This is a genomic window from Desulfomicrobium norvegicum (assembly GCF_900114595.1).
Classification (GTDB): Bacteria; Desulfobacterota; Desulfovibrionia; order Desulfovibrionales; family Desulfomicrobiaceae; genus Desulfomicrobium; species Desulfomicrobium macestii.
The window spans coordinates 501379-526817 of record NZ_FOTO01000001.1 but is presented as its reverse complement, the minus strand read 5'-3'; the positions used below and the strand labels follow the sequence as shown (position 1 = coordinate 526817).

At 60.3% G+C, this 25439-nt stretch carries 27 protein-coding genes; 14 read left to right on the top strand and 13 right to left on the bottom strand.

Features of this window, described 5'->3' with window-relative positions:
* Nucleotides 1-114 precede the first annotated feature (114 nt).
* The 3 genes from BMZ24_RS02405 to BMZ24_RS02395 are packed head-to-tail and all read right to left on the bottom strand — an operon-like array spanning nucleotide 115 to nucleotide 3454.
* On the bottom strand, nucleotides 115-2019 hold the full coding sequence (locus tag BMZ24_RS02405; protein WP_092188878.1) for an AMP-binding protein: 1905 nt from the start codon (nucleotides 2017-2019) through the stop codon (nucleotides 115-117).
* Nucleotides 2020-2814 carry an ABC transporter ATP-binding protein gene (locus BMZ24_RS02400; protein WP_092188876.1) on the bottom strand — a complete coding sequence of 265 codons (795 nt, stop codon included), beginning with the start codon at nucleotides 2812-2814 and terminating at the stop codon, nucleotides 2020-2022.
* A complete protein-coding gene (locus BMZ24_RS02395) occupies nucleotides 2801-3454 on the bottom strand; it encodes a CBS domain-containing protein (protein ID WP_092188874.1) in 654 nt (217 codons plus the stop codon). The genes BMZ24_RS02400 and BMZ24_RS02395 overlap by 14 nt, the downstream gene beginning before the upstream one ends.
* Before the next feature lie 456 nt (nucleotides 3455-3910).
* Between BMZ24_RS02395 and BMZ24_RS02390 the strand changes: the two genes are divergently transcribed.
* The 7 genes from BMZ24_RS02390 to BMZ24_RS02360 all read left to right on the top strand — a co-directional run bounded on the left by BMZ24_RS02390 (nucleotide 3911) and on the right by BMZ24_RS02360 (nucleotide 9012).
* Nucleotides 3911-4891, top strand: coding sequence for an ABC transporter substrate-binding protein (locus BMZ24_RS02390; RefSeq protein WP_092188872.1), 981 nt, complete (start codon nucleotides 3911-3913; stop codon nucleotides 4889-4891).
* A 195-nt stretch (nucleotides 4892-5086) separates the two neighbouring features.
* Entirely contained in the window at nucleotides 5087-5650 is a 564-nt protein-coding gene (locus BMZ24_RS02385; protein WP_092188870.1) for a DUF134 domain-containing protein, read from the top strand.
* Nucleotides 5651-5734: 84 nt separating this feature from the next.
* A complete protein-coding gene (locus BMZ24_RS02380; RefSeq protein ID WP_092188868.1) occupies nucleotides 5735-6427 on the top strand; it encodes a DUF134 domain-containing protein in 693 nt (230 codons plus the stop codon).
* A 9-nt stretch (nucleotides 6428-6436) separates the two neighbouring features.
* Nucleotides 6437-7306: an ATP-binding protein gene (locus BMZ24_RS02375; RefSeq protein WP_092188866.1), complete on the top strand. Its 870-nt coding sequence runs from the start codon at nucleotides 6437-6439 to the stop codon at nucleotides 7304-7306.
* On the top strand, nucleotides 7299-8171 hold the full coding sequence (locus BMZ24_RS02370; protein ID WP_092188864.1) for an ATP-binding protein: 873 nt from the start codon (nucleotides 7299-7301) through the stop codon (nucleotides 8169-8171). Before BMZ24_RS02375 ends, BMZ24_RS02370 begins: the two co-directional genes overlap by 8 nt.
* A 27-nt stretch (nucleotides 8172-8198) precedes the next feature.
* Entirely contained in the window at nucleotides 8199-8576 is a 378-nt protein-coding gene (locus BMZ24_RS02365) for a NifB/NifX family molybdenum-iron cluster-binding protein (protein ID WP_092188862.1), read from the top strand.
* Nucleotides 8577-8652: 76 nt separating this feature from the next.
* The gene (locus tag BMZ24_RS02360) at nucleotides 8653-9012 is read left to right on the top strand and encodes a DNA-binding transcriptional response regulator (protein WP_092188860.1); all 360 of its coding nucleotides are present in this window, start codon (nucleotides 8653-8655) and stop codon (nucleotides 9010-9012) included.
* A 62-nt stretch (nucleotides 9013-9074) separates the two neighbouring features.
* Here BMZ24_RS02360 and BMZ24_RS02355 read toward each other — a convergent pair whose 3' ends face one another.
* The 10 genes from BMZ24_RS02355 to BMZ24_RS02310 are packed head-to-tail and all read right to left on the bottom strand — an operon-like array spanning nucleotide 9075 to nucleotide 16777.
* Entirely contained in the window at nucleotides 9075-9494 is a 420-nt protein-coding gene (locus tag BMZ24_RS02355; protein WP_015774444.1) for a response regulator, read from the bottom strand.
* A 2-nt stretch (nucleotides 9495-9496) separates the two neighbouring features.
* Nucleotides 9497-10645 carry a hybrid sensor histidine kinase/response regulator gene (locus BMZ24_RS02350; protein WP_092188858.1) on the bottom strand — a complete coding sequence of 383 codons (1149 nt, stop codon included), beginning with the start codon at nucleotides 10643-10645 and terminating at the stop codon, nucleotides 9497-9499.
* Nucleotides 10646-10651: 6 nt separating this feature from the next.
* On the bottom strand, nucleotides 10652-11035 hold the full coding sequence (locus BMZ24_RS02345; protein ID WP_092188856.1) for a response regulator: 384 nt from the start codon (nucleotides 11033-11035) through the stop codon (nucleotides 10652-10654).
* A gap of 23 nt (nucleotides 11036-11058) precedes the next feature.
* Nucleotides 11059-11685, bottom strand: coding sequence for a hypothetical protein (locus BMZ24_RS02340; RefSeq protein WP_092188854.1), 627 nt, complete (start codon nucleotides 11683-11685; stop codon nucleotides 11059-11061).
* Nucleotides 11678-12070, bottom strand: coding sequence for a response regulator (locus BMZ24_RS02335; protein ID WP_092188852.1), 393 nt, complete (start codon nucleotides 12068-12070; stop codon nucleotides 11678-11680). The genes BMZ24_RS02340 and BMZ24_RS02335 overlap by 8 nt, the downstream gene beginning before the upstream one ends.
* Nucleotides 12071-12072: 2 nt before the next feature.
* Nucleotides 12073-13788 (bottom strand): sensor histidine kinase, encoded by a 1716-nt coding sequence (locus BMZ24_RS02330; RefSeq protein ID WP_092188850.1) that lies wholly within the window; start codon nucleotides 13786-13788, stop codon nucleotides 12073-12075.
* The gene (locus BMZ24_RS02325) at nucleotides 13785-14138 is read right to left on the bottom strand and encodes a NifB/NifX family molybdenum-iron cluster-binding protein (protein WP_092188848.1); all 354 of its coding nucleotides are present in this window, start codon (nucleotides 14136-14138) and stop codon (nucleotides 13785-13787) included. Before BMZ24_RS02325 ends, BMZ24_RS02330 begins: the two co-directional genes overlap by 4 nt.
* 2 nt (nucleotides 14139-14140) lie before the next feature.
* The gene (locus BMZ24_RS02320; RefSeq protein ID WP_092188846.1) at nucleotides 14141-15373 is read right to left on the bottom strand and encodes a sigma 54-interacting transcriptional regulator; all 1233 of its coding nucleotides are present in this window, start codon (nucleotides 15371-15373) and stop codon (nucleotides 14141-14143) included.
* 11 nt (nucleotides 15374-15384) lie between these two features.
* A complete protein-coding gene (locus BMZ24_RS02315) occupies nucleotides 15385-15804 on the bottom strand; it encodes a DUF1634 domain-containing protein (protein ID WP_092188844.1) in 420 nt (139 codons plus the stop codon).
* Between the two features lie 28 nt (nucleotides 15805-15832).
* Entirely contained in the window at nucleotides 15833-16777 is a 945-nt protein-coding gene (locus BMZ24_RS02310) for a sulfite exporter TauE/SafE family protein (RefSeq protein WP_244150266.1), read from the bottom strand.
* A 425-nt stretch (nucleotides 16778-17202) separates the two neighbouring features.
* Between BMZ24_RS02310 and BMZ24_RS02305 the strand changes: the two genes are divergently transcribed.
* The 7 genes from BMZ24_RS02305 to BMZ24_RS02275 all read left to right on the top strand — a co-directional run bounded on the left by BMZ24_RS02305 (nucleotide 17203) and on the right by BMZ24_RS02275 (nucleotide 25389).
* Nucleotides 17203-18177, top strand: coding sequence for a sigma-54 interaction domain-containing protein (locus tag BMZ24_RS02305; protein ID WP_225940227.1), 975 nt, complete (start codon nucleotides 17203-17205; stop codon nucleotides 18175-18177).
* 314 nt (nucleotides 18178-18491) lie between these two features.
* Nucleotides 18492-19406 carry an energy transducer TonB gene (locus BMZ24_RS20070; protein ID WP_092188838.1) on the top strand — a complete coding sequence of 305 codons (915 nt, stop codon included), beginning with the start codon at nucleotides 18492-18494 and terminating at the stop codon, nucleotides 19404-19406.
* Between the two features lie 73 nt (nucleotides 19407-19479).
* Entirely contained in the window at nucleotides 19480-20577 is a 1098-nt protein-coding gene (locus BMZ24_RS02295) for an iron ABC transporter substrate-binding protein (protein WP_092189532.1), read from the top strand.
* Nucleotides 20577-21644, top strand: a complete 1068-nt coding sequence (locus BMZ24_RS02290; protein WP_092188836.1) for a FecCD family ABC transporter permease — start codon at nucleotides 20577-20579, stop codon at nucleotides 21642-21644. The genes BMZ24_RS02295 and BMZ24_RS02290 overlap by 1 nt, the downstream gene beginning before the upstream one ends.
* The gene (locus tag BMZ24_RS02285) at nucleotides 21641-22396 is read left to right on the top strand and encodes an ABC transporter ATP-binding protein (protein ID WP_092188834.1); all 756 of its coding nucleotides are present in this window, start codon (nucleotides 21641-21643) and stop codon (nucleotides 22394-22396) included. Before BMZ24_RS02290 ends, BMZ24_RS02285 begins: the two co-directional genes overlap by 4 nt.
* Before the next feature lie 13 nt (nucleotides 22397-22409).
* Nucleotides 22410-23021 (top strand): FmdE family protein, encoded by a 612-nt coding sequence (locus BMZ24_RS02280; protein WP_092188832.1) that lies wholly within the window; start codon nucleotides 22410-22412, stop codon nucleotides 23019-23021.
* 175 nt (nucleotides 23022-23196) lie between these two features.
* A complete protein-coding gene (locus BMZ24_RS02275; RefSeq protein ID WP_092188830.1) occupies nucleotides 23197-25389 on the top strand; it encodes a TonB-dependent receptor in 2193 nt (730 codons plus the stop codon).
* Nucleotides 25390-25439: the final 50 nt, after the last annotated feature.

Genomic DNA, 25439 nt, shown 5'->3' with positions numbered 1-25439 from the left:
GCGGACATGCCGACTCCGGAACCAGAGAGCGCGGTCCTCGGACAATCCACCGAGTCATCCCCGCGAAGGCGGGGATCCATCTTCCGTAAAGTTCCGTTTCCATCCTCGTCTCCATCATGACATTCCCCCATCCGTAACGTCGCGGATGCAGATGGCCCCTGTCATTTCGCGGTGCGACCCGTCCTGGTAGGTGATGGCGATGCACAGGTCCGTGTTGTCCGTGCCGTCGTAGAGTGCATGGATCAGCTCCGCGTAACGCTCCCCGATGACCTTGCGCCGGATTTTGCGCGTGCGGGTCAGCTCGCCGTCGTCGGCGTCGAGCTCCTTGAAGAGCAGGGCGAAGCGCGTGACCTCGGTGCCGGGCTGCAATGACGAATTGATGGTCCGGATTTCGGATTCGATCAGGTCGTAGAGCTCGGGCTTGGCCGCCAGGTCTTGATAGGTGGTGTAGGTCAGGCCCCTGGATTCCGCCCAGCGGCCCGCGATGTCGCCGTCGAGGCAGATGATGGCGGTGATGAAGTCGCGCTGGTGGCCGAGGACCACGGCTTCCTGCACGTAGGTCGAGAACTTGAGCTTGTTTTCGATGAACTGGGGCGAGAAACGCACGCCCCTGGCCGTGGTCATGACGTCGGAGAGGCGGTCGATGATGACCAGTTGGCCGTTGTCCTTGAAGAAGCCTGCGTCGCCGGAGTGCAGCCAGCCGTCGGTGACGGTCTCGGCGGTGGCGGCGTCGTTGCCGAGGTAGCCTTTGAACACGGCCGCGCTTCTGGACAGGATCTCGCCGTCTTCGGCGATGCGGATCACGGTCTCGGCTATGGGTTCGCCCACGGACTCGAAACTGACCGCGCCGTCGCGGTGGATGCAGGAAATGCCCGCGATCTCGGTCTGGCCGTAGATCTGCTTCAGGTTCACGCCCAGGGCGTGGAAAAAGGTGAAGGTGTCGGGGCCAAGCGGCGCGCCGCCCGTGGACGCCGAACGCACGCGCGAGAAGCCGAGCCGGTCGCGCAGGGCCCTGAAAAGCCCCCAGTCGGCCAGCCTGTTGGCCATGCGCAGGCCCGCGGACGGCGTTTCGCCGCGCAGCACGGTGCCTGCGTACCTGAGCCCGATGGGCATGAAGATGTTGAAGAGAAAACGCTTGAAGCGGGTTGTCTCCATGATGCGCACCCGGACCTTGGCGGCCATGTTCTCCCAGACTCTTGGCGGCGAGAAGATGAGGTGCGGCCCGATTTCGCGGATGTTTTCCTGCACAGTGTCGGGTTCCTCTGGGAAATTGACGCAAAAACCGAACAGGAGGGCCGAGGACACGGCCATCATCTGCTCGCCCATCCAGGCCAGGGGCAGGAATGACACGAACTCGTCGCTTGCGTGTTTGGGATCGGACAGGCCCAGATTCCAGGCCATGGACAGAAGGTTCCTGTGCGAGAGCATGGCCAGCTTGGGCCGTCCTGTGGAGCCGGAGGTGGTGGCGATGAGCGCTGTGTCGTCGGGGGTGACGTCCTTGATCCATTGCTCGAATTCGTGCGCGTGGTCCTGGCCCAGTTTGCGGATGTCATCGAAGGATTTGAGTCCCGGCGCATCGTAGCCGATCAGCCCCTTGGAATCGTGATAGATGATGTATTCCAGCAGCGGCAGATCGTCCCGGATGGACAGGATCTTGTCGACCTGCTCCTGATCCTCGGCCACCACCAGCCGGGCCTTGGACAGCTCGAAGACATAGCCGATCTCCTCGCCGGGCGAGTCCTGGTACAGTCCGAGGGACACCCCGCCGAGGCCCTGGATGGCCAGCTGGGCCCAGAGCCACTCCGGACGGTTGTCGCCGATGATGACGATGATGTCTCCCCGGCCAAGGCCCAGCGCCCTGAGCCCGGCGGCGAACTCGGAGGTGATGGCCCAGTATTCGGCATAGGTCACGGGTTTCCAGATGCCCAGGGTCTTTTCGCGCAGGGCCGTGCGCCCGGGACGATTGCGGCTGTTTTCAAGGAGCAGGCTTGGCAGGGTGGTATCGTACGGAGCGGTCATTCAGCGTCCCTTATACAGGCCGTCATCGTCGCCGAGGTAGGCGCTGATGACTTTGGGATTGTTCTGGATTGCCTCTGGCGTGCCGCTGGCCAGGACACGGCCGAAATCGAGCACGACGACATGGTCGGAGATGTCCATGACCACGCCCATGTCGTGCTCCACCAGAAAGACGGTCACGCCCCATTCCTCGTTGATGTCCAGGATGGAGCGGGCCATGTCCTCGGTTTCCTCCAGGTTCATGCCCGCCATGGGTTCGTCGAGCAGCAGCAGTTCGGGTTCGGCGGCCAGCGCGCGTCCGAGCTCGACTTTTTTCTGCACCCCGTAAGGCAGGTGCCCGGCGATCTGGTGGCGGTAGGGCGAGAGGTTCAGGAAATCGATGATGTCTTCCACGCGCTCCCGATGACGGGTCTCTTCGGCGCGGGCCTTGCCCAGGTAGAAGATGGAAGCCAGCAGCCCGTAGTTCAGGCGTGAGTGGCGACCGACCATGAGGTTGTCCAGGACCGAGAGCCCCCTGAACAGTGCGATGTTCTGGAAGGTCCGGGCCAGTCCGAAGCCCGTGCGCTTGTGCGCGGGCACGCCGGAAAGCTCCCGGCCGTCCATGCTGATTTTGCCCTTGGTCGGGGTGTAACGGCCGGAGATGCAGTTGAGCATGCTGGTCTTTCCCGCGCCGTTGGGCCCGATGAGAGAGCTGATGCTGCCTTTTTGAACGGAGCACGAGACCCGCGAAAGGGCGGCCACGTTCTTGAAGGTCAGGCTGACCTCCTTGATTTCGAGCAGGGCGCTACTGCCATTCATGCTTGAAATCCTCGGGGCCGACCACGTCGTAGCCGGCTTTCTGCAGGGCGGCCGCGATGGACGACGGGTTGGGCGTGTCCACGCGGATGACGACCATGCGCCGTTCCCTGTGCGTGAAGGTGCCGGTGGAGATGATGGAATATCCCATGGCGTCGATGATGCCCGAGACTTCGCGCAGCACGCCGGGACGGTCCACGACCTCGAAGACGATGCGCGAGCCGCCCTGACCGTAGCCCATTTCCTCGGCCAGCACTTCAAGCATGATGGTGCGGTTGATGTAGCCGATGAGGTCGCCGTCCTGATCGACCACGGCCAGTCCGGCCAGGTTCTTGGCGTGCATGAGCATGGCGGCGGTCTCGATCTCCGTCTCGGGGGTCACGGGCGTGATGTCCGTGCGCATGATTCGCCCGACGGTGAGCTTGGACAGAAGATAGTTGATCTCGTGCTTGTCCAGACCCGTGGCCAGCGAGGGCATGGCGGCGCTTATGTCCTCGGTGCGCACGTATCCGATCAGTTTTTCGTCCTTGACGACGAACAGCATCCAGAGTTGCTGCTCATCCATGAGCCGTTGCGCGTCCTCGACCAGTGCATCCGGTGGCATCGCTATGAAATTCTTAAGCATTTTAAGCCCGACAAACATGATTGCTCCTTTTTCGTCGTATGCGGGAATGTTTTCCTAATAGAAAGGTTCGTGCCAAAAAGGTTCGCTCGTGCCAGAACGGCGTTGAATGATGTATTGAAGTGGATTAATATTGTACAATTTCAGGTTGTTGTGTTATATTTGTGGAAACTTTTCGCGGTTGGCGAATTTACTGGTCAAGGTGCGGAATTGGCAGAATGGGCGAGGGGGTGAGCAACTTTTATTGAGGATATTTGGTGCGATGCATCAAGTCCCCTGGCTACGACGCAGTGAAGCAAGAGCAACTTTTATTGCATTGGCATTAAAAGTTGCGAAGTGTGGTGAAAAAAAGACCGTTTCTTGCGTTGTCCATACAGAACTGCTAAAATATTCATTGCCTGAAAGTATTGAATATCCGCAGCTCTCCCTCGGGTACCTCCTCAAGCTGGTCGCGCCCGGAGTAAAATGGAGGCGTCTATGTTGGGTGTCCGAGTGGCGTGTTGCCTTGTGTTCGTTTTTTTTGGATCGGTCGCCCTGGCCCGGACGCCAGTGGTTCTGATCATCGAGAGTTATCACCCGGTGCTGGCCTGGACCGCCCAGTGCGAGGAAGGCATTCGTCAGGCCCTGGGCGAGGGATTTGATGTCCACTCCTTCTTCATGGATACCAAGAGGATTCCCGAATCTGATTTTGCATTGAGCGCCAGCAGGGCCTGGGAAGCCATTCAAAGCATCGAACCTGACCTGGTCATGCTCGGGGACGACGACGCCTTGAGCATGCTCGGTCCGCGAGTGGCGCAAACGGGCATCCCGATTGTCTACTTCGGCATCAACAACAATCCGCGCAACTACTTCACGCAACTTCCCCGCAACATGGCCGGAGTGTTGGAACGCACCCCAGTGATCCCCTGGTTGCGGCATCTGACCGAAATCATGCCCCTGGCGCGCCGTGTTCTCGTACTGCTGGACAATAGTCTGACCTCGGTTTCCATCGTCGATCTGGTTTTTCAGGGCCGTCCGTCTATCCATGTCGGAAGGCTGGACGTGCAATTTCACGTGGCTTCCGACTGGGCCGACTGGCAAGATCGGATTCGCGGGGCTTCGGATTACGATTTTGTACTCACGCCGACCTTCCACGCCGTGCGAGGCTCAGAGGGCTATGTCGACATCCCGGTCGTGGTTTCGTGGACATCCTCCAATAGTCCGGTCCCGGTCTTCTCGAATCAGGATTACACTATCGGCGAAGACGGTTTCACCGGAGCGTTGGTTCTGGTGGGTACGGAGCATGGCCGCCTTGCCGGGGAGATAGCCCGTGGAATTCTGGAAGGAACGTTTTCGCCTCAGAATGCTCCATTCCTGACGGACAGGGCGGGACAATTTTACTTCAGCCGCAAGCAACTGGAACGGTTTGGCATTCTTCTTCCCGAGGAAATTCGGCGCAACGCCCTTCTTTTGGACTGACCCCGCACAGCTTCTTCTTTTTCATATCCCCTCCATTGCAGCCTTGCCTTTCACGACAGCCCCCTTCTTCTTCGATTCGATCCCGGTTGGATTGTCATTTTTCAAAGTCCCCCTTGTTTTATTCGCGTGCCTGTTGACAGACCGTGATAGCGGGACTATTTTGAACATAATTTCAATATAAAACAAGGAGAGCGCGTGGGACGCAGGAGAAAATGCAGATTTGTGGCCGATGTGCCTGAAGTGACGGTTTTCAAGCCCGTGGGCGTGCCCATGGGGCGGCTGCACGGTGTGGTGATCGGGCTCGATGGCTTCGAGGCCATGCGGCTGGTGGACGGCGAGGGTATGAGTCAGGCGGACGCAGCCTTACGAATGCAGGTCTCCAGGCCGACGCTGTGCCGCATTCTGGGAGAGGCCCGGACCCAGACGGCGCGGGCTCTCTCGCGTGGCTGGGTCATACGTATCGATATAGAGGGCGAGCATACCGTGACGGGCGCCGATTTTGAGGAAACGACTCCGTGTTGTCTGCGTGGCAAGATCTGCGCAAAGGGCGCGGGGCAAATGCAGGGAGAACGATCATGCCAGGACGAACAGGACAAGGCGGCGGTGGAAGAGGACAGGGCGGACGCGGTCAGGGCGGAGCCGGCCAGGGCGGCGGATGTCGCGGCAGGCGCCCGGGTTGCGGCGCCGGAGGCGGTCAGGGTGGGGCCGGACAGGGTGGAGCCGGCCAGGGGCGGGTCCGTCGCGACGGATCCTGTCTGACCGACGACAAGGCTCCGGCTTCGCCGGGGATTGACACCGTGAAATCCGAGGAATAAATGCTCGTTTGAGCAAAACGGAGGTGCCATGCCACGACCCAGGAAATGCCGTCGCATCGAAGGATGCCCCAAGGCGTCGTTTTTCAAGCCGCAGGGAATTCCCCTGCGCGAACTGACGGAAGTCTATCTGTCCATGGATGGTTTTGAAGCCCTGCGCCTGTCCGATTACGAAGGGCTTGGCATGGAGGAAGGCGCCGAGCGCATGCATGTTTCCCGGCACACTTTCGGCCGCATCCTTGGAGATGCCCGTCGCGTCGTGGCCAAGGCGCTGGTGGAAGGATTGGCTCTGCACATCGCCCATGATGCCCAGATGCCGTGTTTTCAACTGAATCCGGACCGTGTGGCGGCCCGCAAGAAGGAGCTTAGCATGACCAAGATAGCCATTACCAGTGAAGGCCCGAATATGACGGATCGCGTTGATCCGCGTTTTGGCCGCGCCGCGGGATTCGTCGTCGTCGATCTTGAGACCATGGAGTCCACGTACATCGACAACGGCGGCTCCCAGACCCTGTCCCACGGGGCCGGAATCCAGGCCGCCGAAAACATCATCAATGCCGGAGCCTCGGTGCTTCTGACCGGCAGTGTCGGCCCCAAGGCTTTTGCGGCGCTGAAGGGCGGCGGCGTCAAGATTGGCCACAACATGAGCGGCGGCACTGTGGCCGACGCGGTGGAGGCATTCAAGGCCGGCAAGGTTGAATTCACCGACTCTCCAAACAGATAGGGTGCCATCATGATCGTTTCGGTTGCCAGCGGAAAGGGCGGGACGGGCAAGACCACGGTCACGGCCTCTCTGGCCGTTTCCTGGTCCCGGCCTCTCATGGCCGTTGATCTGGATGTGGAAGAACCAAATCTTCACCTGTTCTTGAAACCGGAAGTCACGGACACCGACGTCGTGACCATCGAAGTGCCCGAAGTGGACGAGAGCAAGTGCACGCATTGCCGCAAGTGCGCCGAGCTGTGCCAGTTCAAGGCCATCGCGGTCATGGGCAAGGCCATCATGACCTTTCCGGAGATGTGCCATGGTTGCGGCGGATGCATGGCCATCTGTCCCGAAGGCGCCATCGGCACGGGAACTCGCGAGCTTGGCGTCATGGAACGCGGTGTTGCCCGGGGCGCGTTGCCGTGCCTGACCGGGCGGCTGCGCGTCGGCGAGGCCATGAGCCCCCCGCTCATGCGGCACGTGCGTTCATGCATGAGGGCAGAGAGCGAGGAGCGGTCCCTGGACGTGCTCGTCGACGCCCCTCCCGGCGTGAGTTGCCCGGCCATGAGCGCCGTTGCCGACAGCGATGTCATCGTGCTGGTCACCGAGCCCACGCCGTTCGGCTTTCATGATTTCAAATTGGCCTTCGAGGCGTTTTCCCCCTACGGCAAGCCCATCGCCGTGGTCATTAACCGGGCTGGTCTGGGAGACAAGCGTGTCTACGAATTCTGCACGGCCCAAAACCTGCCTATCCTGGCCGAAATTCCCTACCGCCGCGACATCGCGGAGCATTACTCCAAAGGGATGATCCTGGCCGAAATGGATGAGGGCTTGGGCGAACTGTTTGTCAAGCTGGGCCAGGACTTGCGGCGTATGGCCAAGGAGGCCCGAAATGCGTGAGGTAGTTGTGATCAGCGGCAAGGGCGGCACCGGCAAGACCTCTCTGACTGCCGCGTTCGCCCATTTGGCCGAGAGCAAGGTGATCTGCGACCTGGACGTGGACGCGCCGGATCTGCATCTTCTGCTGGATCCCGCCGTCGTTCGCGACGAGGCCTTCATTTCCGGGCACGAGGCTATCATCGATCCGGAAAAGTGCTCGGGCTGTGGCCTGTGCGCATCCATGTGCCGGTACGATGCCATCGATCAGGACGGTGACGTGTACCGCATCGCCCCGCTGCGTTGCGAGGGCTGCAAGGTCTGCGTGGCTTTCTGCCCGGAGCAGGCCATAGATTTCCCCCCCCGTCACTGCGGGCAGCATTACATGAGCGAGACCCGTTTCGGTCCGATGGTGCATGCGCAGCTTTTCCCTGGGCAGGAGAATTCGGGGCTTCTGGTTTCGCGCCTGAAGAAAGAGGCCCGCGTCCTCGCCGAAGAGCGCGGCCTTGAACTCATCCTGTGCGACGGCGCGCCAGGCATCGGTTGTCCGGTCATAGCTTCCCTTTCACAGACGGATCTGGCCGTGGTCGTGACCGAACCAACTCCATCGGGAGTGCACGATCTGGAGCGGGTGGCCAGCCTGTGCGATCATTTCCGCACCAGGGTCGCGGTCGTGGTCAACAAGCATGACCTCAATCCAGAGCAAACAAGTCGAATTGGTGCGCTGTGCAAGGAAAAGGGCTACACCCTGGCTGCGCTGCTGCCTCATGACACGGCGGTCACCGAGGCCATGGTCCGAAGGCAGGCCATTACCGAGGGCGAAGACAGCGCCATCGCCACGCAGGTTCGGCAGGCGTGGCGGACGATCACGGATCTTTTGCATTCATAAGTTTATCGAACAAGGAGAATCACGTTCATGGAAAAAGTAAGAATTGCAGTCCCTTCGGCGCTCCCGGGCGGACTTGAAGCAGAAGTCGGCGCTCATTTCGGGCATTGCGACCTGTACACCATCATCGACGTCGAGGGCGGCTCCGTGGCTCAGGTCAGCACCCTCCCCAACGTCCCTCATGCCCAGGGCGGCTGCATGGCCCCCGTCAATCATCTGGCCAGCAACGGAGTGAACCTGCTCATTGCCGGCGGCATGGGCATGCGTCCGCTGATGGGTTTCAACCAGGTTGGCATCCAGGTTTATTACGGCGCCGGCGCACCGAGTGTCGGAACGGCCGTGGACGCGCTCCTGAAGGGCGCGTTGGTGCCCTTTACCCAGGAATACACCTGCGGCGGCGGTCAATAGCCATCCTCCTGGCCGGACGATTTCGCCGATGGAGATCGTTCGGCCTTTTTCTCAAGCACCTTTGAAGGAGAACGACATGCAGGTGGTCATTGTCACCGATCGGAACGAAGCTCTGCACGATTTTGCGCAGGGACTGGGGGGCGATGTCGAGTGGGCGAAAAGCACGGAAGATGTACTGAGCCGTGCAAAGACCCCGCCCTGGCAGCTTGTCGTGGTCGACGCCATGACGCCCGGGATGGACTACAAGGCCTTTGTGATGGATTTGCTGCGCGTCAACGCCATGCTCAACACCGTGGTCATCACGGACATGGGCGAGGAAGATTTTCACGAGGACAGCGAAGGACTCGGAGTGCTTTGCGCCGTGCCCGGGAACCCGAAGTGGGATGACGGGGCCAAGGCCATGAATCTGCTTTGCGTGCTTTACGGAATGGGCTGAAAAAAGGCCGGATGAAAATTTGAAGGGGGAGTGCGAGCAATCGCGCTCCCCCCTTTTCGTGCCTAGTTGTATTCGTTCATGGCCGCGTCGGCGTAGGTGTCTTCGAGCACCTTGCGCAGACGGAAGGCGCCCTCGATCATGGGGGCGAGCTTGGGCAGGCCGTCGATCTTGTCGACATAGCTGAAGGCGCCCATGACTTCGGCCAGGCGGCGGGTCTCTTCGCTGCCGTGACCGGTGAAGAGGACGACCTGGATCTTGGAGTTGATGGCCTTTATCTGTTTGAGGGTTTCGATGCCGTCGATGCCGGGCATCTCGATGTCGAGAACCACGACATCGTAGCTTTTCTTCTTGACCATCTCCAGGGCGTCGTCACCTGTGTGGGCCACATCCGGAGACACGCCATACAGGATATTCAGGCGATCGGCGAGAATGCGGCAGAGATCCTTCTCGTCGTCCACGATCAGAAGCTTCATCTTGTTCATGTTCATTCCTCCTTGGCAGATGCCGGTTCTTCCGGCCCGTTATGTTCGTTGTGTGCATGCACGGCCATGGGCACCGTTATGGTGAAGGTTGAGCCATGCCCAGGTGTGCTGCGCACGGATATGCTCCCTCCCATGGCCTCGATGATGCCGTGACAAATAGCCAGCCCCAGTCCAATCCCCTTGCCCACCTCCTTGGTGGAGAAAAAGGGTTCGAAAATTCGTGTCAGCAGATGCTCTTCCATGCCGCAGCCCGAATCCTGGACCGAAATCCGCAGCCGGGCGTCTTCGATGCTGCCCTGCAAACGCAGCAGGCGCTCCTTGGCGGGCGTTGATTCGAGCGCGTCCAGGGCATTGTCGACGAGGTTGCCCAGGACCTGGTTCCACTCCGAATCCGGCAGGCGGATTCCTTGCAGCGGTTCCGGCCAGAGCTGCTCGACCCTTGCGCTCATCTGCTCGATCCGGTTCCGGCGTGCATCGAGAACATCCTGCGCCAGTTCAGGGAGACTTGCGGTCGTTCCCTTAGCGTCCAAGGCGCACCTCAAGGTCAGCAGCTTGGAGGTGATGGCCTTGCAACGCAGGCCCTGGCGCCGGATCAGGTCTATGGATTCGAGAATCTGCTCTCGGCTGTTGTTCTCAAGAACCACGTCATCCAGGATTTCTTCGATCCATCCCGCCTCATTGAGCACGACCTGTAACGGGTTGTTGATCTCGTGGGCCACGCCCGTGGCCAGCTCCCCCATGGCGGCCAGCTTGGCCGTTTCGGCCATGCGCTGCCTGGACATGTTTTCCATCCGCCGTCCTTCGGCTTCCCCGATGGCCGCAACCAGGACGTTTATGTCCGTCGGCTTGGTCAGGTAATCCCTGGCGCCGCCTTTCATGCCGGCCACGGCCGTGCCCAGGGTGGTGTCGGCCGTGAGCAGGATCACTTCCGGAGCGGGTTTTTCGGCCCGCAGGGCGTCCATGGTTTCAAGTCCGCTCATGCCCGGCATGGTGATGTCGAGGACCACGACCTCCGGCGCGAAAATCTTCGCGACCTCAAGTGCCCCCTGCCCGTCATACGCTGTTCGGACCTCCATGCCGCGCGTGCGCAGCCGCTCGGAGAGCAGGTCCGTGAAATCGCGTTCGTCGTCAACGACCAGGACTCGTACCATATCGATTTACCGCTGGGGATGTTGGTTGCCTTGGGTCACGGTACGGACACTCTCTATCAACGTGTTGATATCAAGCGGTTTTTTGTGATACATCGCCGCCCCTAGATGGACGCAGGTCTCAAAGTCCATGTCCGAGCCATGCCCGCTGAGCATGATCACGGGGAGGCCGGGCCACTGCTTGCGAATGCGGCGCAACACCTCCACGCCGCTGATTCCCGGCATGCGCAGGTCGAGCACGATCACGTCGGGCGGATCCTCGGCGATCATGTCCAGTCCGCTTTGACCGTCAAGGGCCACCCTGGCCGAGAATCCGCGCATCTCAAGCCGCTCTTGCAGCGTGGTCACGAAAGCTTCTTCGTCATCAATGAGCAAAATGCTGGGTTCGTCCATGTGCTCCTACCGCGATTGTGATCTCAAGACTGAACGGGAAAAAAGAGCCGCAGCCGACTGCCGTCCCACTCCACTCGACCCGGCGCAAGCATCGCCCCCAAGGCGGCGACTCCGTCCGGGTCGGGACTCACCCCGTCCGGGGGATAAATGTTCAGGACATGAAAATCTGCTCCGCCTTCAAGGCCGACACGCAGCACGCCTTCTTTGGTGCCCGTACCCACCGCCCACTGCAGCGCCCTGTAACCGCTCATGAGCACCTGCAGGGCGCCCATGGAAACTGGCAAGGCGTTGGGCGGGGCCGTGAGGGTCAGGGCCGCGCCCTTCAAACGTACGTAACGATCGGCCAGTTGGGACAGTGTCTTGGAGTAGGCGGTCAGGTCGCAGCATTCGAGCAGATCCGCGTCCGGCGTATGGGCCAGCCGGCTGGTGGCGTCCAGCAACCCCTTGCCACGGTCCACCTGGAAGGTGATGTTCTCAAGGGTGCGCTCCATGTTGGGCTTGTGCTTGAAATCGACCCTGGAGTTGACTTTGAGGATGTCGCCCATGAGGCCCGCCGATTCCCGGATGATGGCCAGAATGTTCTGCATTTCGTGCATGTTCTGAGCCGTGACCGCACCCATGAAACGCGCTTCTTTCGGGATTTCAGACATGTGGAATTCCTTCCGGCGGATTGATGGCCTCGTTGATGGTTCGGATCAGTTCTTCGAGATCAAGGGGCTTGGTCAGATAGGCAAAGGCGCCGTGGCGCATGCCCTCGATGCCGTCACGCGTCTTGCCCTGCCCGGTAAGCAGGATGACCTGGACCTTCGGGTGTTCGCTTTTGACCTTCTGCAGCACTTCGATTCCCTTCATTCCCGGCATCATGACGTCCAGCACGATCACCTGCGGCACATTGTCGGCCACGGCTTTGAGGGCCGATTCTCCGTCATGGACAACGCGGGCGTTGACCCCTCTGAGTTCCAGACGCTCGGCCAGGGTGACGATGAAATCGACTTCATCGTCCACCAACAGGATGTTCCATGTGTTCATATCCATGATTAACCTTCCACAGGGTGTTTGGGCAGCAGGATGGTCATGGTGGTGCCCTCGTTCAATTTGCTCTGGACCTTGATCTCTCCGCCCAGGCGTTTGACGATGCCGTAAGTGATGGACATGCCAAGCCCGGTGCCTTTTTCCTTTTTGGTGGTGAAGAACGGTTCGAACATGTTCTTGGCCGTCTCGTCGGACATGCCGCATCCATTGTCCTCGATGGAGATGGCGACATAGTCGTCATCCACGTTCCAACTGGAGAGCACGATCCGTCCACCGTCGGGAACGGCGGCCAGGGCGTTGTTCAGGATGTTGAGAAAGACCTGCTGAATCTGGCCGTGATCGGTGGCGATGTTTGGCAGATTCATGGAGAGTTCGCGCTTGAGTTCGATATTGCGGTATTGGGCCTCGCGTTCGAGAAAGCCCAATGTCTCGACCAGCACGGCGTTCAGGTCCAGAATCTCGATCTTGACGTCCATGCGCTTGGCGAAGCTGAGCATGCGGTGGGTGATGCCCCGGCAGCGATCCACGGATCTGAGAATGGACTCGATCTGTCTGGCAAACTTGTCCTTGTCCGGAAAGTCGGGCCGCAGGTCCATGATGTCGCGCATGAGCCCGGCCTTTTCGTTGATGATGGCCAGAGGGTTGTTGATTTCGTGCGCGACGCCCGCGGCCAGGCGACCGATGGAGGACAGCTTCTGTGAATGCTCCATCTGGTGGATGGCGCCGAGGCGCTGTTCGTCGCTTTCCTGCAAACGGTTGATGAGCACGCTGGTCAGGCGGTAGACGGCGATGAAGATGAAGATGACGCCGGTGACAAAGATGACAAGCAGGTCAAGGCGAACCGTGTACCAGGTGCTGAAGAACGTCGGCTTGAGCTTGACGGCCACGAGAACGAAGTCCGAGTCGGCGATGAAGGCCGAAGCGATGAAGATGTCGTTCTGATCGGGGTCGCGGATACCCTGCACGTTGGATTCGAAATTCGTTGGCGGCAGGCTGAAGGGCAACATGTCCAGCACCTTCCCGTAGCGTCGCGATTCGGTCTGCAGGACTCCGTTGCGATTGACCAGAAAGGCGTCGCTGCCCGGTTCGAGGCCCATGGCCGAGATGATGCGGTCAAAATGCATGGTGTCGAGGGTGGCCCGCAGAATCCATGACTGACCGCTTTCCGTGGTGTGCCGCACCGCGATGACCACATGGGGAAATTTGCGAAAACCCAGGAATACGTCACTTATGTACGTGCCCTTGAACTGGACCTGGTGAAACCAGTCCTGGGAGGTGTAGTTGCGGTCCTTGAGATCGTAGGGGCCGGCGTAGCTGACCTGGTTGCCGGCGGTATCGATGAGCCCGAGATCGACAAAGCCGGTGAATTCGCGGCGCATGACCTGAAAGATGCGCTGCAGGTTGGCGTCGTTGGAGAGTTCGTCGAAGGAGTAGGCCGAGGCGATGAAGCTCACCGCCGAGGTCCGTTCGGCCAGGAAAAGCTCGAAGGAATGCTTGGCCTTGCCCACCAGCGCCCTGAGCGGGGCCTGGATTTCGGCCGACATGGAGCTCTGGTGCTCGTAATAATTGATTGCGGCCAGCGAGAGCAGCGGCAGCAGGGTGACCAGGGCCATGAGCGAAACGATCTTGCGCCGCAACAGCTTGTAGCGGTCGGGAGAATTGATCTCCGTGGCCAGATCGGCCTTGATGGCTTCCATGGGGCCGGACAGGATTTTTTTCATGTCGTTTCCAATGCCCGGTCGTAGAGGATGTCTCCGGCTTTGAGTGTTCCTTCCGTCAGGCGGGAGACAACGCGTTCCACCGGACCCATGACCGAGTCGATGACGTCGATGCGCTTCCAGCGCAGATAGTGGTAATACTCGTCCTCAATGCCTCCGCAGACGATGGTGCCGATGTCCCTGGAAAGGGCCAGATCGCAAAGTTCGTCTCCGGAAGCGTAAGCCAGAAGAAAGGACTTGCGCAAGACGATTTCTCCGCTTTCGGAAATGGTCAGCAACAGGGCTTCGGTAGTCAGGTCGAAGCGAGGGGCGATTTCGTCCTTGGCGACGGTGATCAGCACGCGGCGTTCCATTGCTATCGCTCCTCCGTGTTCTTGCGACCGGCCTTGCGACTCTTTTCCACCGGGCGAACAGGCGCTTCGGTTTCGGCGTCGTCCGTCAGGTGCATGGGCAGATGCTCGGTCCGGATGGTGTCGCCGCTACATACCATGGCGGCGAATTCCATGATGTTTTTGAGCTCGCGCACGTTGCCCGGAAAATCGTGGGCGTACACATGGCGCTGGGCTTTGGGGCTTATGGCGGCGATGTTCTTTTTGAAACGCGTCGCATAATGGCCCATGAAATGATGCAGCAGGAACCCGAGGTCTTCCCCGCGATCCTTGAGCCTGGGCAGGTGCAGGCGGATGGCTGAAATGCGATGGAAAAGATCCTCCCGCAGACGCCCCTCCTGCACCAGCTTTTCCGGCGACTCGGCCGTGGAAGCCATGAGCCGGGCGTTCGCCCGCATGGGTTTGCCCGCGCCGACAGGCAGAATGGTGCCCTCGTCCAGAAATCTGACCAGACTGCTTTGCTGCGAGAGAGGCAGATCCGCGATTTCCGAGAGGTACAGGGTTCCGCCCTGGGCCTGCTGGAACCTGCCGGACTTGAGTTCTCCGTCCGGCCCCTGCATGCGTCCGAACAGTTCGGCGTCGAGCAGTTCGGAGGGCATGGGCCCGCAGCTGAAGCGCACGAAAGGCTCGCGTGATCGTGGCGAGGCCTTGTGCACCGATTCGGCCAAAAGATCCTTGCCTGTGCCGGTTTCGCCGGTGATCAGCACCGGAGTGTCGTGCTGGGCGATGACAGGCACAAGGCCGAGAATCTTTTTCATGGCCGGACTGCGTCCCACGATTTGGCCGTGGTCCGCGACCTGGGACAGGCGTGCCTCGATTTCCCGCAGGGCCGTCAATTCTTCCACCACGTCGAGCACGCAGATGGGCCGGTTGTTTCCATCCAGAACGCGCACCGGAGTGATGCGGACGGGAATCTTGCGGTGATGACGGTTGATGCAATCGGTCTCGATCCCGACTCCCGGAACCGTCTCCTTCCCGTGGGGACAGTCCTGCAGGCAGGCCCGACTGCGCAGGACGTGCCTGCAAGGCAGTCCGCGCACTTCTTCCCGGTTGTATCCGGTCAGGGCTTCGAGGGCTTTGTTGAGCATGAGGACATGCCCCTCGTTGTCCAGGAGGGCCACCCCAACGGGCAGCCCATCCAACAGGGAGGGCAGGTCCGGGCAATCGGTGCCGATCAATTCTTCAATCCGTTTGAGCACGAGCCTCTCCTTTAGTGCGCGCCGCCTCCGACGATTCCGGATGCCGCGAAGCAGAGGACCAGAACTTCAAGAAACGCAATAATGGCGAACACGAAGTCCTTTTTCTTGAGGTAGGCAAGGGTGACCGGAATGTAGGCCACGATGGTCAGGCCGCCGAGAAGCGCGATTCCAAGGAAGTTCAGGAAATCGCCGTTGGACAGTAGGGTCGCCCAGCCCCAGCCGGTGGGCACGTTGTTGTCCGCGAGATACTGTCCCACGGGCAACCCCCAGTATTTGATCACGTTGTCCATGGACACGTAGGGGTCCATGATGCCGGTGACGTAGAGCACGTAAGTTATCAGCATGAGCGCGAGGCCGCTCCAACATCCGTAGAAGAGGATGTTGGCGTATGCGATCTGTTCGGCAGGCGCGTTGGTATCTGGTTTATTCATGTCTTTTCTCCTTAGATTCTGGAATATGTTAGAAGCCCAGGCCCTTGGCCAATGCCTTTCCACCCGCGAAGAGCAGCACGCCGATGACCATGTAGCGGATGAAGGTGGGCTTGGCGATGGCCAGCAGGCGCACGCCGACGAAAGAACCCATCATCAGTCCCACGATGGAGGGAATGGCCATGAGCGGGATGACGCAACCCTGGTTCAGATAAACCCAGGCGGCGGAGGTGTCGGTGATGGAGAGGAGAAATTTGCTGGTGCCGACGGCGACCTTGAGCGGCGCGCCCATGAGCAGGTTCAGGACGGGAACGTTTGCCCAGCCTGCGCCAAGTCCGAACATGCCGGCCATGATGCCGATGACGATGAAGAGCAGGAGGCCCATGACGGTGCGGTGTGTTTTCCACTCCACGATCTCGCCGGTGGCAGGTTCCATGTAGGCGCCTCTCATTCCAAAGGCCAGGCTCAGGGCGTCCTGCTTTTCAACGACGGGACGGGCCGTGTTCTTGGAGAGCAGAAGCAGGATGGCGATGCCCATGATGGTGCCGCCCAGGCACATCTGGACGATGTGGTTCGGCAGGGCAAGGCCAAGGAAGGCGCCGGCGATGGCGCAACTTGATGCTATGAGCGCCACCGGAAGAGCCAGGCGCAGGCTGGCCAGGTTGCGCTTCAGCAGACCGGGACCGGCGGCGAGGGCTCCGGCCAGGGCCACAAGCAGGCCCGCGCCACGGACAAAGTCAAGATGGAAGGGGAAAAATCCGCTCACCAGCGGCACGTAGAGCACGCCGCCGCCAACACCGGCAAGAACCGCGATGATGCCAAGTATAAAACAGAAAAACAGCAAGATGGTAGGCCAGGCCCACCAGGGCAGGGCGGAAGATGTGCCCGTGGCTTCCGCCAGCTGTTTGGCTGCTTCATCCGCGAGTTCGGGGTTATTGCTAGCCCAAGCCAAAGTGACCAACAGGAGTGCGCCCATTGCGGCCCCTCCCAGAATTCGCATCCACTTCGTGTTCAGTTTCATTCCTGTTTCGCTCCCGTTTACACGTTTCCTCAAGCATTGATTGATTCAGCACCACGATGCACAGCGCATCCGAAGCTCTATCTAGGCAAGGAGCGTGCCAGCACGGAAATTCACGCCGGCCGTGTGTTGACGTGTGCGAACGCAGGGAGTAAACGGCAAAATATTGCCGCAATCGGCAAGTTTGTTCCTTTTTTCTCAATCGGCCGGTAGGTCGGGAGGGGAATTTTCAAGCCGTCCTTCCGGTTTTTCAGTATGCGTAATAAAGGACATAATTAATGGAATTTCGAGCGGATAGCGGTAAAAAAGCCAGGGGTCGGGGGCGCGTTCGAGCTGGCAATAATTTGCCGAATGCTCCGGAGGATTCCGCCGGAGCGGAGATATTGGAGCTTGGAACCGAGGACGGCCTTGGCAAGTTCGTCATCCAGTCGCGCACCATGCGGGACCTTTATCGTCTGGCCACGCAGGTGGCCGGTTCGGATGCGACCATCCTGGTTTACGGCGAATCGGGCACGGGCAAGGAACTCTTCGCCCGGCTCGTGCACCAGCTTTCGGGCCGCAGGGCAAAGCCCTTCATCCCCGTCAACTGCGGCGTGCTCAAGGGCGAACTCTTCGCCGACAAGTTCTTCGGGCACGAGGCGGGAGCCTTCACCGGTGCGCAGCGCCAGCGCAAGGGCAGCTTCGAGATGGCCGCCGACGGCACCCTGTTTCTGGATGAAGTGGGCGAGATTCCGCCGCCCAATCAGGTCGATTTTCTGCGTGTCCTGGAGGAAAAGACCTTCCGTCGCCTGGGCGGGGAGAAGACCCAGCCTTTCGACGCGCGCATCGTTGCGGCCACCAACAGGGTGCTGAACAAGATGGTCACGGCCGGGGAATTCCGGGCCGATCTGTATTATCGTCTCAACGTCATCCCCGTGACCCTTCCGCCGCTGCGGGAGCGCATCGACGACATCCCGCCCCTGGCCGAATATTTTCTGGCCATGTATCGGCACCGTTATCACAAGCCCGATGTGCGGCTGGCCCCGGCCACCCTTGATACCCTGTGCGGCTATTCCTGGCCTGGCAACGTGCGTGAGCTGCGTAATCTTACCGAACGGCTGGTCCTGCTTTGCGCCGATCCGCTCATTGAACCCGTCCATCTGCCCCTGGAAATGCGCCTGGCCACCGGGTTGCCGGCGACGGAATGCGGCCAGAACGTCATGACCCTGGAAGCGGCCGTGCGCCAGGCCGAGGTCACGGCCATCATCAGGGGCTGGGCCGAGGCGGGGGGCAGCAAGGCCCGTTTGGCCGAGATCCTGGCCGTAAGTCCCCGCACCCTGCGCTACAAACTGGCCGAATACGACCTCAAGCTGACCTGATCCCATCCCGCCAGTTCCCGGCGGTTTCATCGCTTTTTCCAGCCTTAATTTCCCAGAGTAAATCCTGAATGCCGTGATGCGCCGCCGCGATTTGCAGCGTCTGTGGTATTGCTGCGGCAAAATTTTGCCGCTTTGAAAAGAGTCGTGTATATCCGGCATGTTGAAAAGCCGGATGCTCATCGTGGGTGCTGAAATGAGTGGTTGGATCAATGGGGAAATGATATGTGCATGGTGTCACGCTTTTTGTATTGATTACACGAATGGGATGGGTTATGGGTCAATGCGTCACATAAATCATATTACTCCTTGAATTCATGAGCAATCTAGTCGGGATTACAGACCCCGCCTGTCTTGACGTACCGGAGCTCGGGCAGTGCGAATGTTACCCTCTTCCTCCCGCGCCGGAGGGCAGTGCGCCGCGCGGGAGCGGTTTTTCGACCTTGGCCTGTCTTGGCATGGCGATGCTGTTGCATGGCCTGATTTTTCTTCTGGGTCTGACCTTGCCCGTGAACAGGGCGTTGCCTGATATAGTGCTCGGCATCAGCCTTGTATCCGGCATTCCGGATGCGGGCCCGCCTCCCGGACCCGCCGAAAATTCCGGTCCGCCGGTGTCGGTTTCGTCGAGTACGGAGCCGGTCCGGGAGACCATGCCCATGTCCCCGGTGGTGCCTGCGGTGCAAAAGCCACGCTCCGTCAAGGCCAAGCCAGGGAAGCCGGTCCGGGTCGTCAAAACAGATGCGCCCAAAGTCCAGGAAAAACCTGCGCCACCTGCTGAAGCGAAGCAAAGCGGTCCGGTGGCGTTGGAATCGGCCGCAAATGACAACTCTAACGGCGAGTTGCAGAGCACGGCAACAGGGCCGACGGCGGTGAGCGGGCCGCTCGCCTCCATCTCGGATGGTCTGGGTGGCGGACATGGCGAAGGCCATCGCTGGCCCATGGAGGCAAGCTTTGGCGATGCGGACGGGCCTCGCTTCATTCAGCGCGTCATGCCCAAATATCCGGAACTGGCCCGCCGCCGAGGCCGGGAAGGGCTGGTGGTCCTGCGCCTGGTCATAGGCCCCGGCGGAGATCTGAGGGACGCCCAGGTTGTCGAGGGCGGAGGGCACGGCTTTGACGAAGCCGCCCTGGCCGCGGTTAGGGCATCCGTTTACGCCCCCGCCACGCGGGGAGGGCGGGGTATGGAGTGTGCCGCCTTGCTGCCGATTCGTTTCGCTCTGAAAGGAAGCTGACAGCAAGGCGACAGTCGCGGTGCCTCCAAGGACCCGCGCTTTTTTTCAAACCATCAAGCAACGCGAGATTCCGATGCCGCTTCGCACGTTCCTCCTGATCGGCCTTGTCCTTTGCGCGACCTCTCCGGCCCAGGCCCTTGAAGTCACCGACGCTCTGGGGCGCACCCATGAACTTCAGGCTCCCGTCAATCGCGTCATCTGCTCCGGCTCCGGCTGCCTGCGCCTCTTGGCCTACCTACAGGCCCAGGATCTGGTCGTGGCCGTGGACGACATCGAATCAAGGCGCAACCGCTTCGATTCGCGGCCCTATGCCATGGCCAACCCGCAATTCAAGACCATGCCCATCTTCGGCCGGTTCCGGGGCCAGGACAACCCGGAGCTGATCCTGACCCTCGATCCCCAGCCGCAGGTCATCTTCAAGACCTACGCGACCATGGGCCATGACCCGGTGGAACTGCAGAACAAGACAGGCATCCCCGTGGTCGTGCTCGATGCCGGCAATCTGGGCGCGAAACGCGAAGCTTTTTATGCCTCCCTGCGGCTCATGGGCCGGATCGTGGACAAGGAGGAGCGGGCCGAAAGCCTCGTCGCCTATTTCGATGCGGCCATCGCCGATCTTGCGCGGCGCACGGCGGATATCCCGGATTCCGGGCGGCCCACGGCCTACATCGGCGGCGTGGCCTACAAGGGGCCGCACGGTTTTCAGTCCACGGAGCCGACCTATCCGCCTTTTCTGTTCGTGCAGGCCCGCAACCTGGCCCGCGAAGAGGGCGGGGCGGGCAGGGATCTGAGCAACACGGATGTGGCCAAGGAGAAGATCGTGGTCTGGGATCCTGACCATCTGTTTCTTGACCTCTCCACATTACAGATGGGCGAGGATGCCGGTGGCCTGCACGAGCTGCGCACCGATCCCGCCTACGCGACGCTCACGGCGGTAGCCGAGGGGCGGGTTTACGGGGTGCTGCCCTATAATTGGTATTCCCAGAATTTCGAATCCATCCTGGCCAACGCCTATTTCGTGGGCAAGACCCTCTATCCGGAACGGTTCGCGGACGTCGATCCAAAAGCCAAGGCCGACGAGATCTACTCATTTGTCGTCGGCAAGCCTGTTTTCGATGAGATGAATCAGACCTTTTCCGGACTGGCCTTTATCCCGGTGCCGGTGCGCTGATGCATTCCGATCACGGGAACGTGCCCGAGGAGTACAAACGCTATCTGGCCTGGAAGACCCTGGTCGTGGTCGCGTGCGCCCTTGCGCTGGCCGGTTTTCTGCTTCTGTCCCTGTGTGTCGGCGCGGCGGGGTTGCCGCTGGGCGACGTTCTCGCGAGCCTTCTCGGCCAGTCCGCAAGCCCCCGGGTGGACGCCATCGTGCGCGGCATCCGTCTGCCTCAGGCGCTGGCGGCCATGGTCGCGGGTGGCGGATTGGCCGTGGCCGGAGCGGTCATGCAGGCCATCCTGCGCAACCCGCTGGGGTCCCCCTTTACCCTGGGCATTTCCCACGCAGCCGCCTTTGGCGCGGCTTTCTCGGTCATGGCCCTGGACTCGGGGCTCATGACCTCGGGGCAAAGCGCCGTGAACATCACCAGTCCCTATGTGACCACCGTCTCGGCCTTCCTGGCCAGCCTGGTGGCATCCGGGATCATCATCGCCATTTCACGCACGCGCGGCACCAGGCCCGAAACCATGGTTCTGGCCGGGGTGGCCCTGGGTGCGCTCTTCACCGCCGGAACCATGTTCCTGCAGTATTTCGCCACCGACGTGCAGCTCTCGGCCATGGTTTTCTGGACTTTCGGGGACACGGCCCGCGCGTCATGGACCGAGCTTGGGCTGATGAGCTTTGCGACCCTTGGCTGCACTCTCTATTTTCTGGCCAACAGCTGGAACTACAACGCCATCGACGCCGGGGACGAGACGGCCCGGGGACTCGGGGTACGGGTCGAGCGCGTGCGCATTGTCGGCATGCTGCTGGCGAGCCTGGTCACGGCCGTGCTCATCGCCTTCCTGGGCATCATCGGCTTCGTGGGGCTGGTCGTGCCGCACATGTTCCGCCGCGTCATCGGAGCGGATCACAGGTTTCTGCTGCCCGCATCGCTGGTCGGCGGCGCGCTGCTGCTGCTGGTCTCGGACACGGCGGCCCGGCTCGTCATGGCCCCGCACCTCCTGCCCGTCTCGGTGCTGACGGCCTTTCTGGGCGCGCCGACGTTTCTCTATCTCATTGTAAGGGGGCGGCGCTCATGATGCTCTCGGTGTGCGGGGTTCATTTCACCTACAACAGCCATCCGCTCCTGCGAAACATCGATTTCAGCCTTGAGCGCGGCGAGCTTCTGGCCATCCTCGGCCCCAACGGAGTGGGCAAGACCACGCTCCTGAAATGCATGAATGCCATACTGCGCCCGGCCTCGGGGGCGATTTTGGTGCAGGAGCGCGATATTCTCTCGCTTGCGCCCGCCGATATCGCCCGCGACATCGGCTATGTCTCGCAGAAGAACGAGGCCTCCCGCCTGACGGTCTTCGACGCCGTGCTGATGGGTCGCACCCCGCACATCCGCTGGCGCATGAGCGAGGACGACCTGCGCAAGACCGACGCCATCCTGCACACCATGAATCTGTGCTCCAAGGCCATGCGCCATATCGACACCCTGAGCGGCGGCGAGCTGCAGAAAGTGTGCATCGCGCGCGCCCTGGTGCAGGAGCCTTCGCTGCTGCTGCTCGACGAGCCCACCAGCGCGCTGGACCTCAGGAATCAGGTCGAGATCATGAACCTCATCCGCCGGGTGGTGGATGAGCACCGCATCGCGGCGGTCATGAGCATGCACGACCTGAACATGGCCCTGCGCCATGCCGACAAGACGATTTTCCTGAAGGATGGAGACATTCACGCCATGACCACGCCAGGCTGCGTGACTCCGGAGATCATCCATGAAGTCTACGGCCTGCCGGTGCATATCCACCGCATTGACGGCCGCTCCATAGTCATCCCCCAAAACTGAAAAGGAGAATTACATGTCCTGCCAGATTTCACCGGAACAGATTGACGCGACCATCGCCTTTCACGGACACAGCTGCCCGGGTCTGGCCATCGGCATCCGCGCCGCCGAGTTGGCCCTGCGCGAGCTTGAAAATCCCAAGGATACGGAGATCGTGGCCGTGGTCGAGACGGACATGTGCGGTGTGGACGCGCTGCAGTTTCTGCTGGGCACGACCATGGGGAAGGGCAATCTCATTCACCGCGATCACGGCAAGATGGCCTTTTCCTTTTTCAGGCGAGCCACAGGCAAGGGGTTTCGGGCGCTGCTGAATCCGGCCGCGCGTGGTGGGATGGATGACGAGATGGCCGAGCTGATGCAGGCCAACGGGATCGGCACGGCCACGGAAGCGCAGAAGAATCGCATGACCGAACTGCGCGCCGGTCTGCAGCAGCGCTTCATGACCCTGCCCCTTGAGGAGATGTTCTGCGTCACCCCGGTTGAGCAGGGCGCGCCACGGCCGCCCAAGATCCTGGAAAGCCTTGCCTGCGCGCACTGCGGCGAGAAGACCATGGAGTCGCGCACGCGCCGTTTTGCCGGGCAGACACTATGCATCCCATGTTTTCAGATGGTTGAGCAGAAAATATAGTTTTGGATGGCGGGCCTTTTTGGTCCGCCTTTTTTGATATGTTTTCATAGGCATGACATGTTCCTGTCCAGGCCGTGCCTTGCCGTGTGAATGTTGTGCCCATTAGTGGCACGATATTTATTTTCGTATCTATTTTATTATATTTTTTAAAAATAAATTACTTTGGAGGGGGCTCATGGAGAGGAAAGTTCTGGTTCTTGTCTGTTTCCTGCTTTTGGCGGCGGTTCATGCCAGGGCAGCGGGGCAGGAGGTGCAACTGGAGGAGATGACCGTTGTCGGCGAGAAACTGGTCACTCCAACCAGACAGGCCAACGAGCAGGTCTACACAGGTACCGAGATTACAAGGAGCGGCCTTGATCTGCCCGGTGCCAAGGCTGAAACCAGCGTTTACGAGGCCATGGATTCATTGCCGGGAGTGCAGGTCGAGAGTGTCGATGCAACGGGTCTGGCCGTGGAGCAGACGAATACGCGGGTACGCGGAGTGCGCGGCTTTCTGGGCTCCATGACGGTGGAGGGCGTGCCCAACTGGGGCGGTAACCCCATGGGCCCGCGCGAGTATCTCTATGACATGGAAAATTTTGAGAGCCTCGCCATTTACAAGGGGGCCATTCCGGCCGGACTCGGCACGGGAGTGGGCGCGCGCGGAGGGGCCGTGGAGCTGCGTCCCCGCTGGCCCGAAAAGGAGCCGGGGCTGGATCTGAATTTTGCCATCGGCTCCAATGCCTACAGCCGGGCACATTCAAGGGTCGATACCGGGAGCGTCGGGCCCCTGGGCACTGCGTTCAGCGCATCGGCGTCATGGACCGAGGCCGAGAAATGGAAAGGCCCGGGGGATCTGGGACCGCGCGTCAACGCAAACTTCATGGTCGAGCAACCGTATCATGGGGAGGACGCCGTTCGTGTCTGGTTCAATTACAACGATGTCGAACAGGATCTTTATCGCGCCATCGGCTATGATGATGTCCGGGATCTGCATGGGAATTACCGCAAGGATTTCCAGGAAACGCTGACCGGAGTGAAGAATCAGGACATTTATCACTACAGGAACAACAGGTCCGAGCACGCCAACATGGACATCATTGCGGTGGTGCCTTTCACGTTCAATGAAATGTTCAAGGCGACTCTGCGGCCGTATTATTCATGGGAGGACGCGCAAATATACCAGGGCGTGATTTCACAGGGAGGCGTCGTTCAGAAGCGCATGCGCGATATCGAGCGCATGGGCCTGCTGTCGCAACTGGAGGTCGACTTGGAGCAGGTACGGCTGTCCGTTGGCCATCTGTTCGAGTCCGTGGACATGCAGATCAACACGGATATTTTTCATCCCACCACCGGTGCGTTCATCAATCACGGCATCCGCACCGAGAACGACGGCAACGGCTACGTGAACAGTCCTTTCGCCACCCTGGCCGGAACCGTGGGCGCATTCGACTGGCAGGCCGGGCTCAAATATTTTCGCTACGACGAGCCCGCCAGCAAAGGCTTCACGTCGACGGCCGGAGTTCTCGCGGAAGCCCCGGATCTGGCGCGTGATTCCCGTGTTTATGACATCTGGCTGCCAAGCGTGGGCGTGAGCTACATGGTAAGCGAGATGTTCCAGCCCTACGCCAGTTACGGTCGCAGTCACATCCGGCCCTATTCGTATGTGCCGCTGATTAACCTCTACAATGCAAATACGGGAAAATTCCAGGCTGCCGGAGTAACGCTGAAGGACATGTTCGCCGGATACGACATCGAGACGTCGGACAATTTCGAACTGGGGCTGCGCATCACTCATGAGCGCTTCGACATCACCCCGGCGGTGTTCTACTCAAGGCACGACAATCTGTTGACCACTGTTTATGACCCGCGCGTGGATCTGAGCTACGCCCAGAATGTAGGTAAGGCCACGGGTTACGGCCTGGAAGTGGAGGGCAATTTCTATCTGACGCAGGCTCTGACGGCGTTTGTCAATCCGTCCTATACGCGTCTGACCTACGACAAGGATCTTTCCTATCAGGGCAACACGCTTAAAACCAAGGGCGAGCAGGTCGTCGATACTCCAGAATGGATGGTCAAGGCCGGGCTGGTCTGGAAGGTCGGGGACTTCGAATTTGTTCCCGGAGTGCGCTACATGGGCGAACGTTACGGGGACGTGGAGCATAAGGAGAAGGTCGATGATTATATTGTGGCGGACTTGAGCATGAATTACGTCAACCGCGACGTGGATTTCGCAGAGGGTTTAAAGCTCTCGCTCAACCTCTACAATCTGTTCGACACCGAATACGTGTCCAGGATCAACGCCTCGGACGACACTCGCGAAGGCGGTGCATCGTATTATGTGGGAGCTCCGTTCACGGCGGTGCTGAGCGTAGGGCTGGAGTTCTAGATTGCCTTGCCGTGCGTGACAAACGCCCCGGTCCAGTGCAGTGCGCTGAC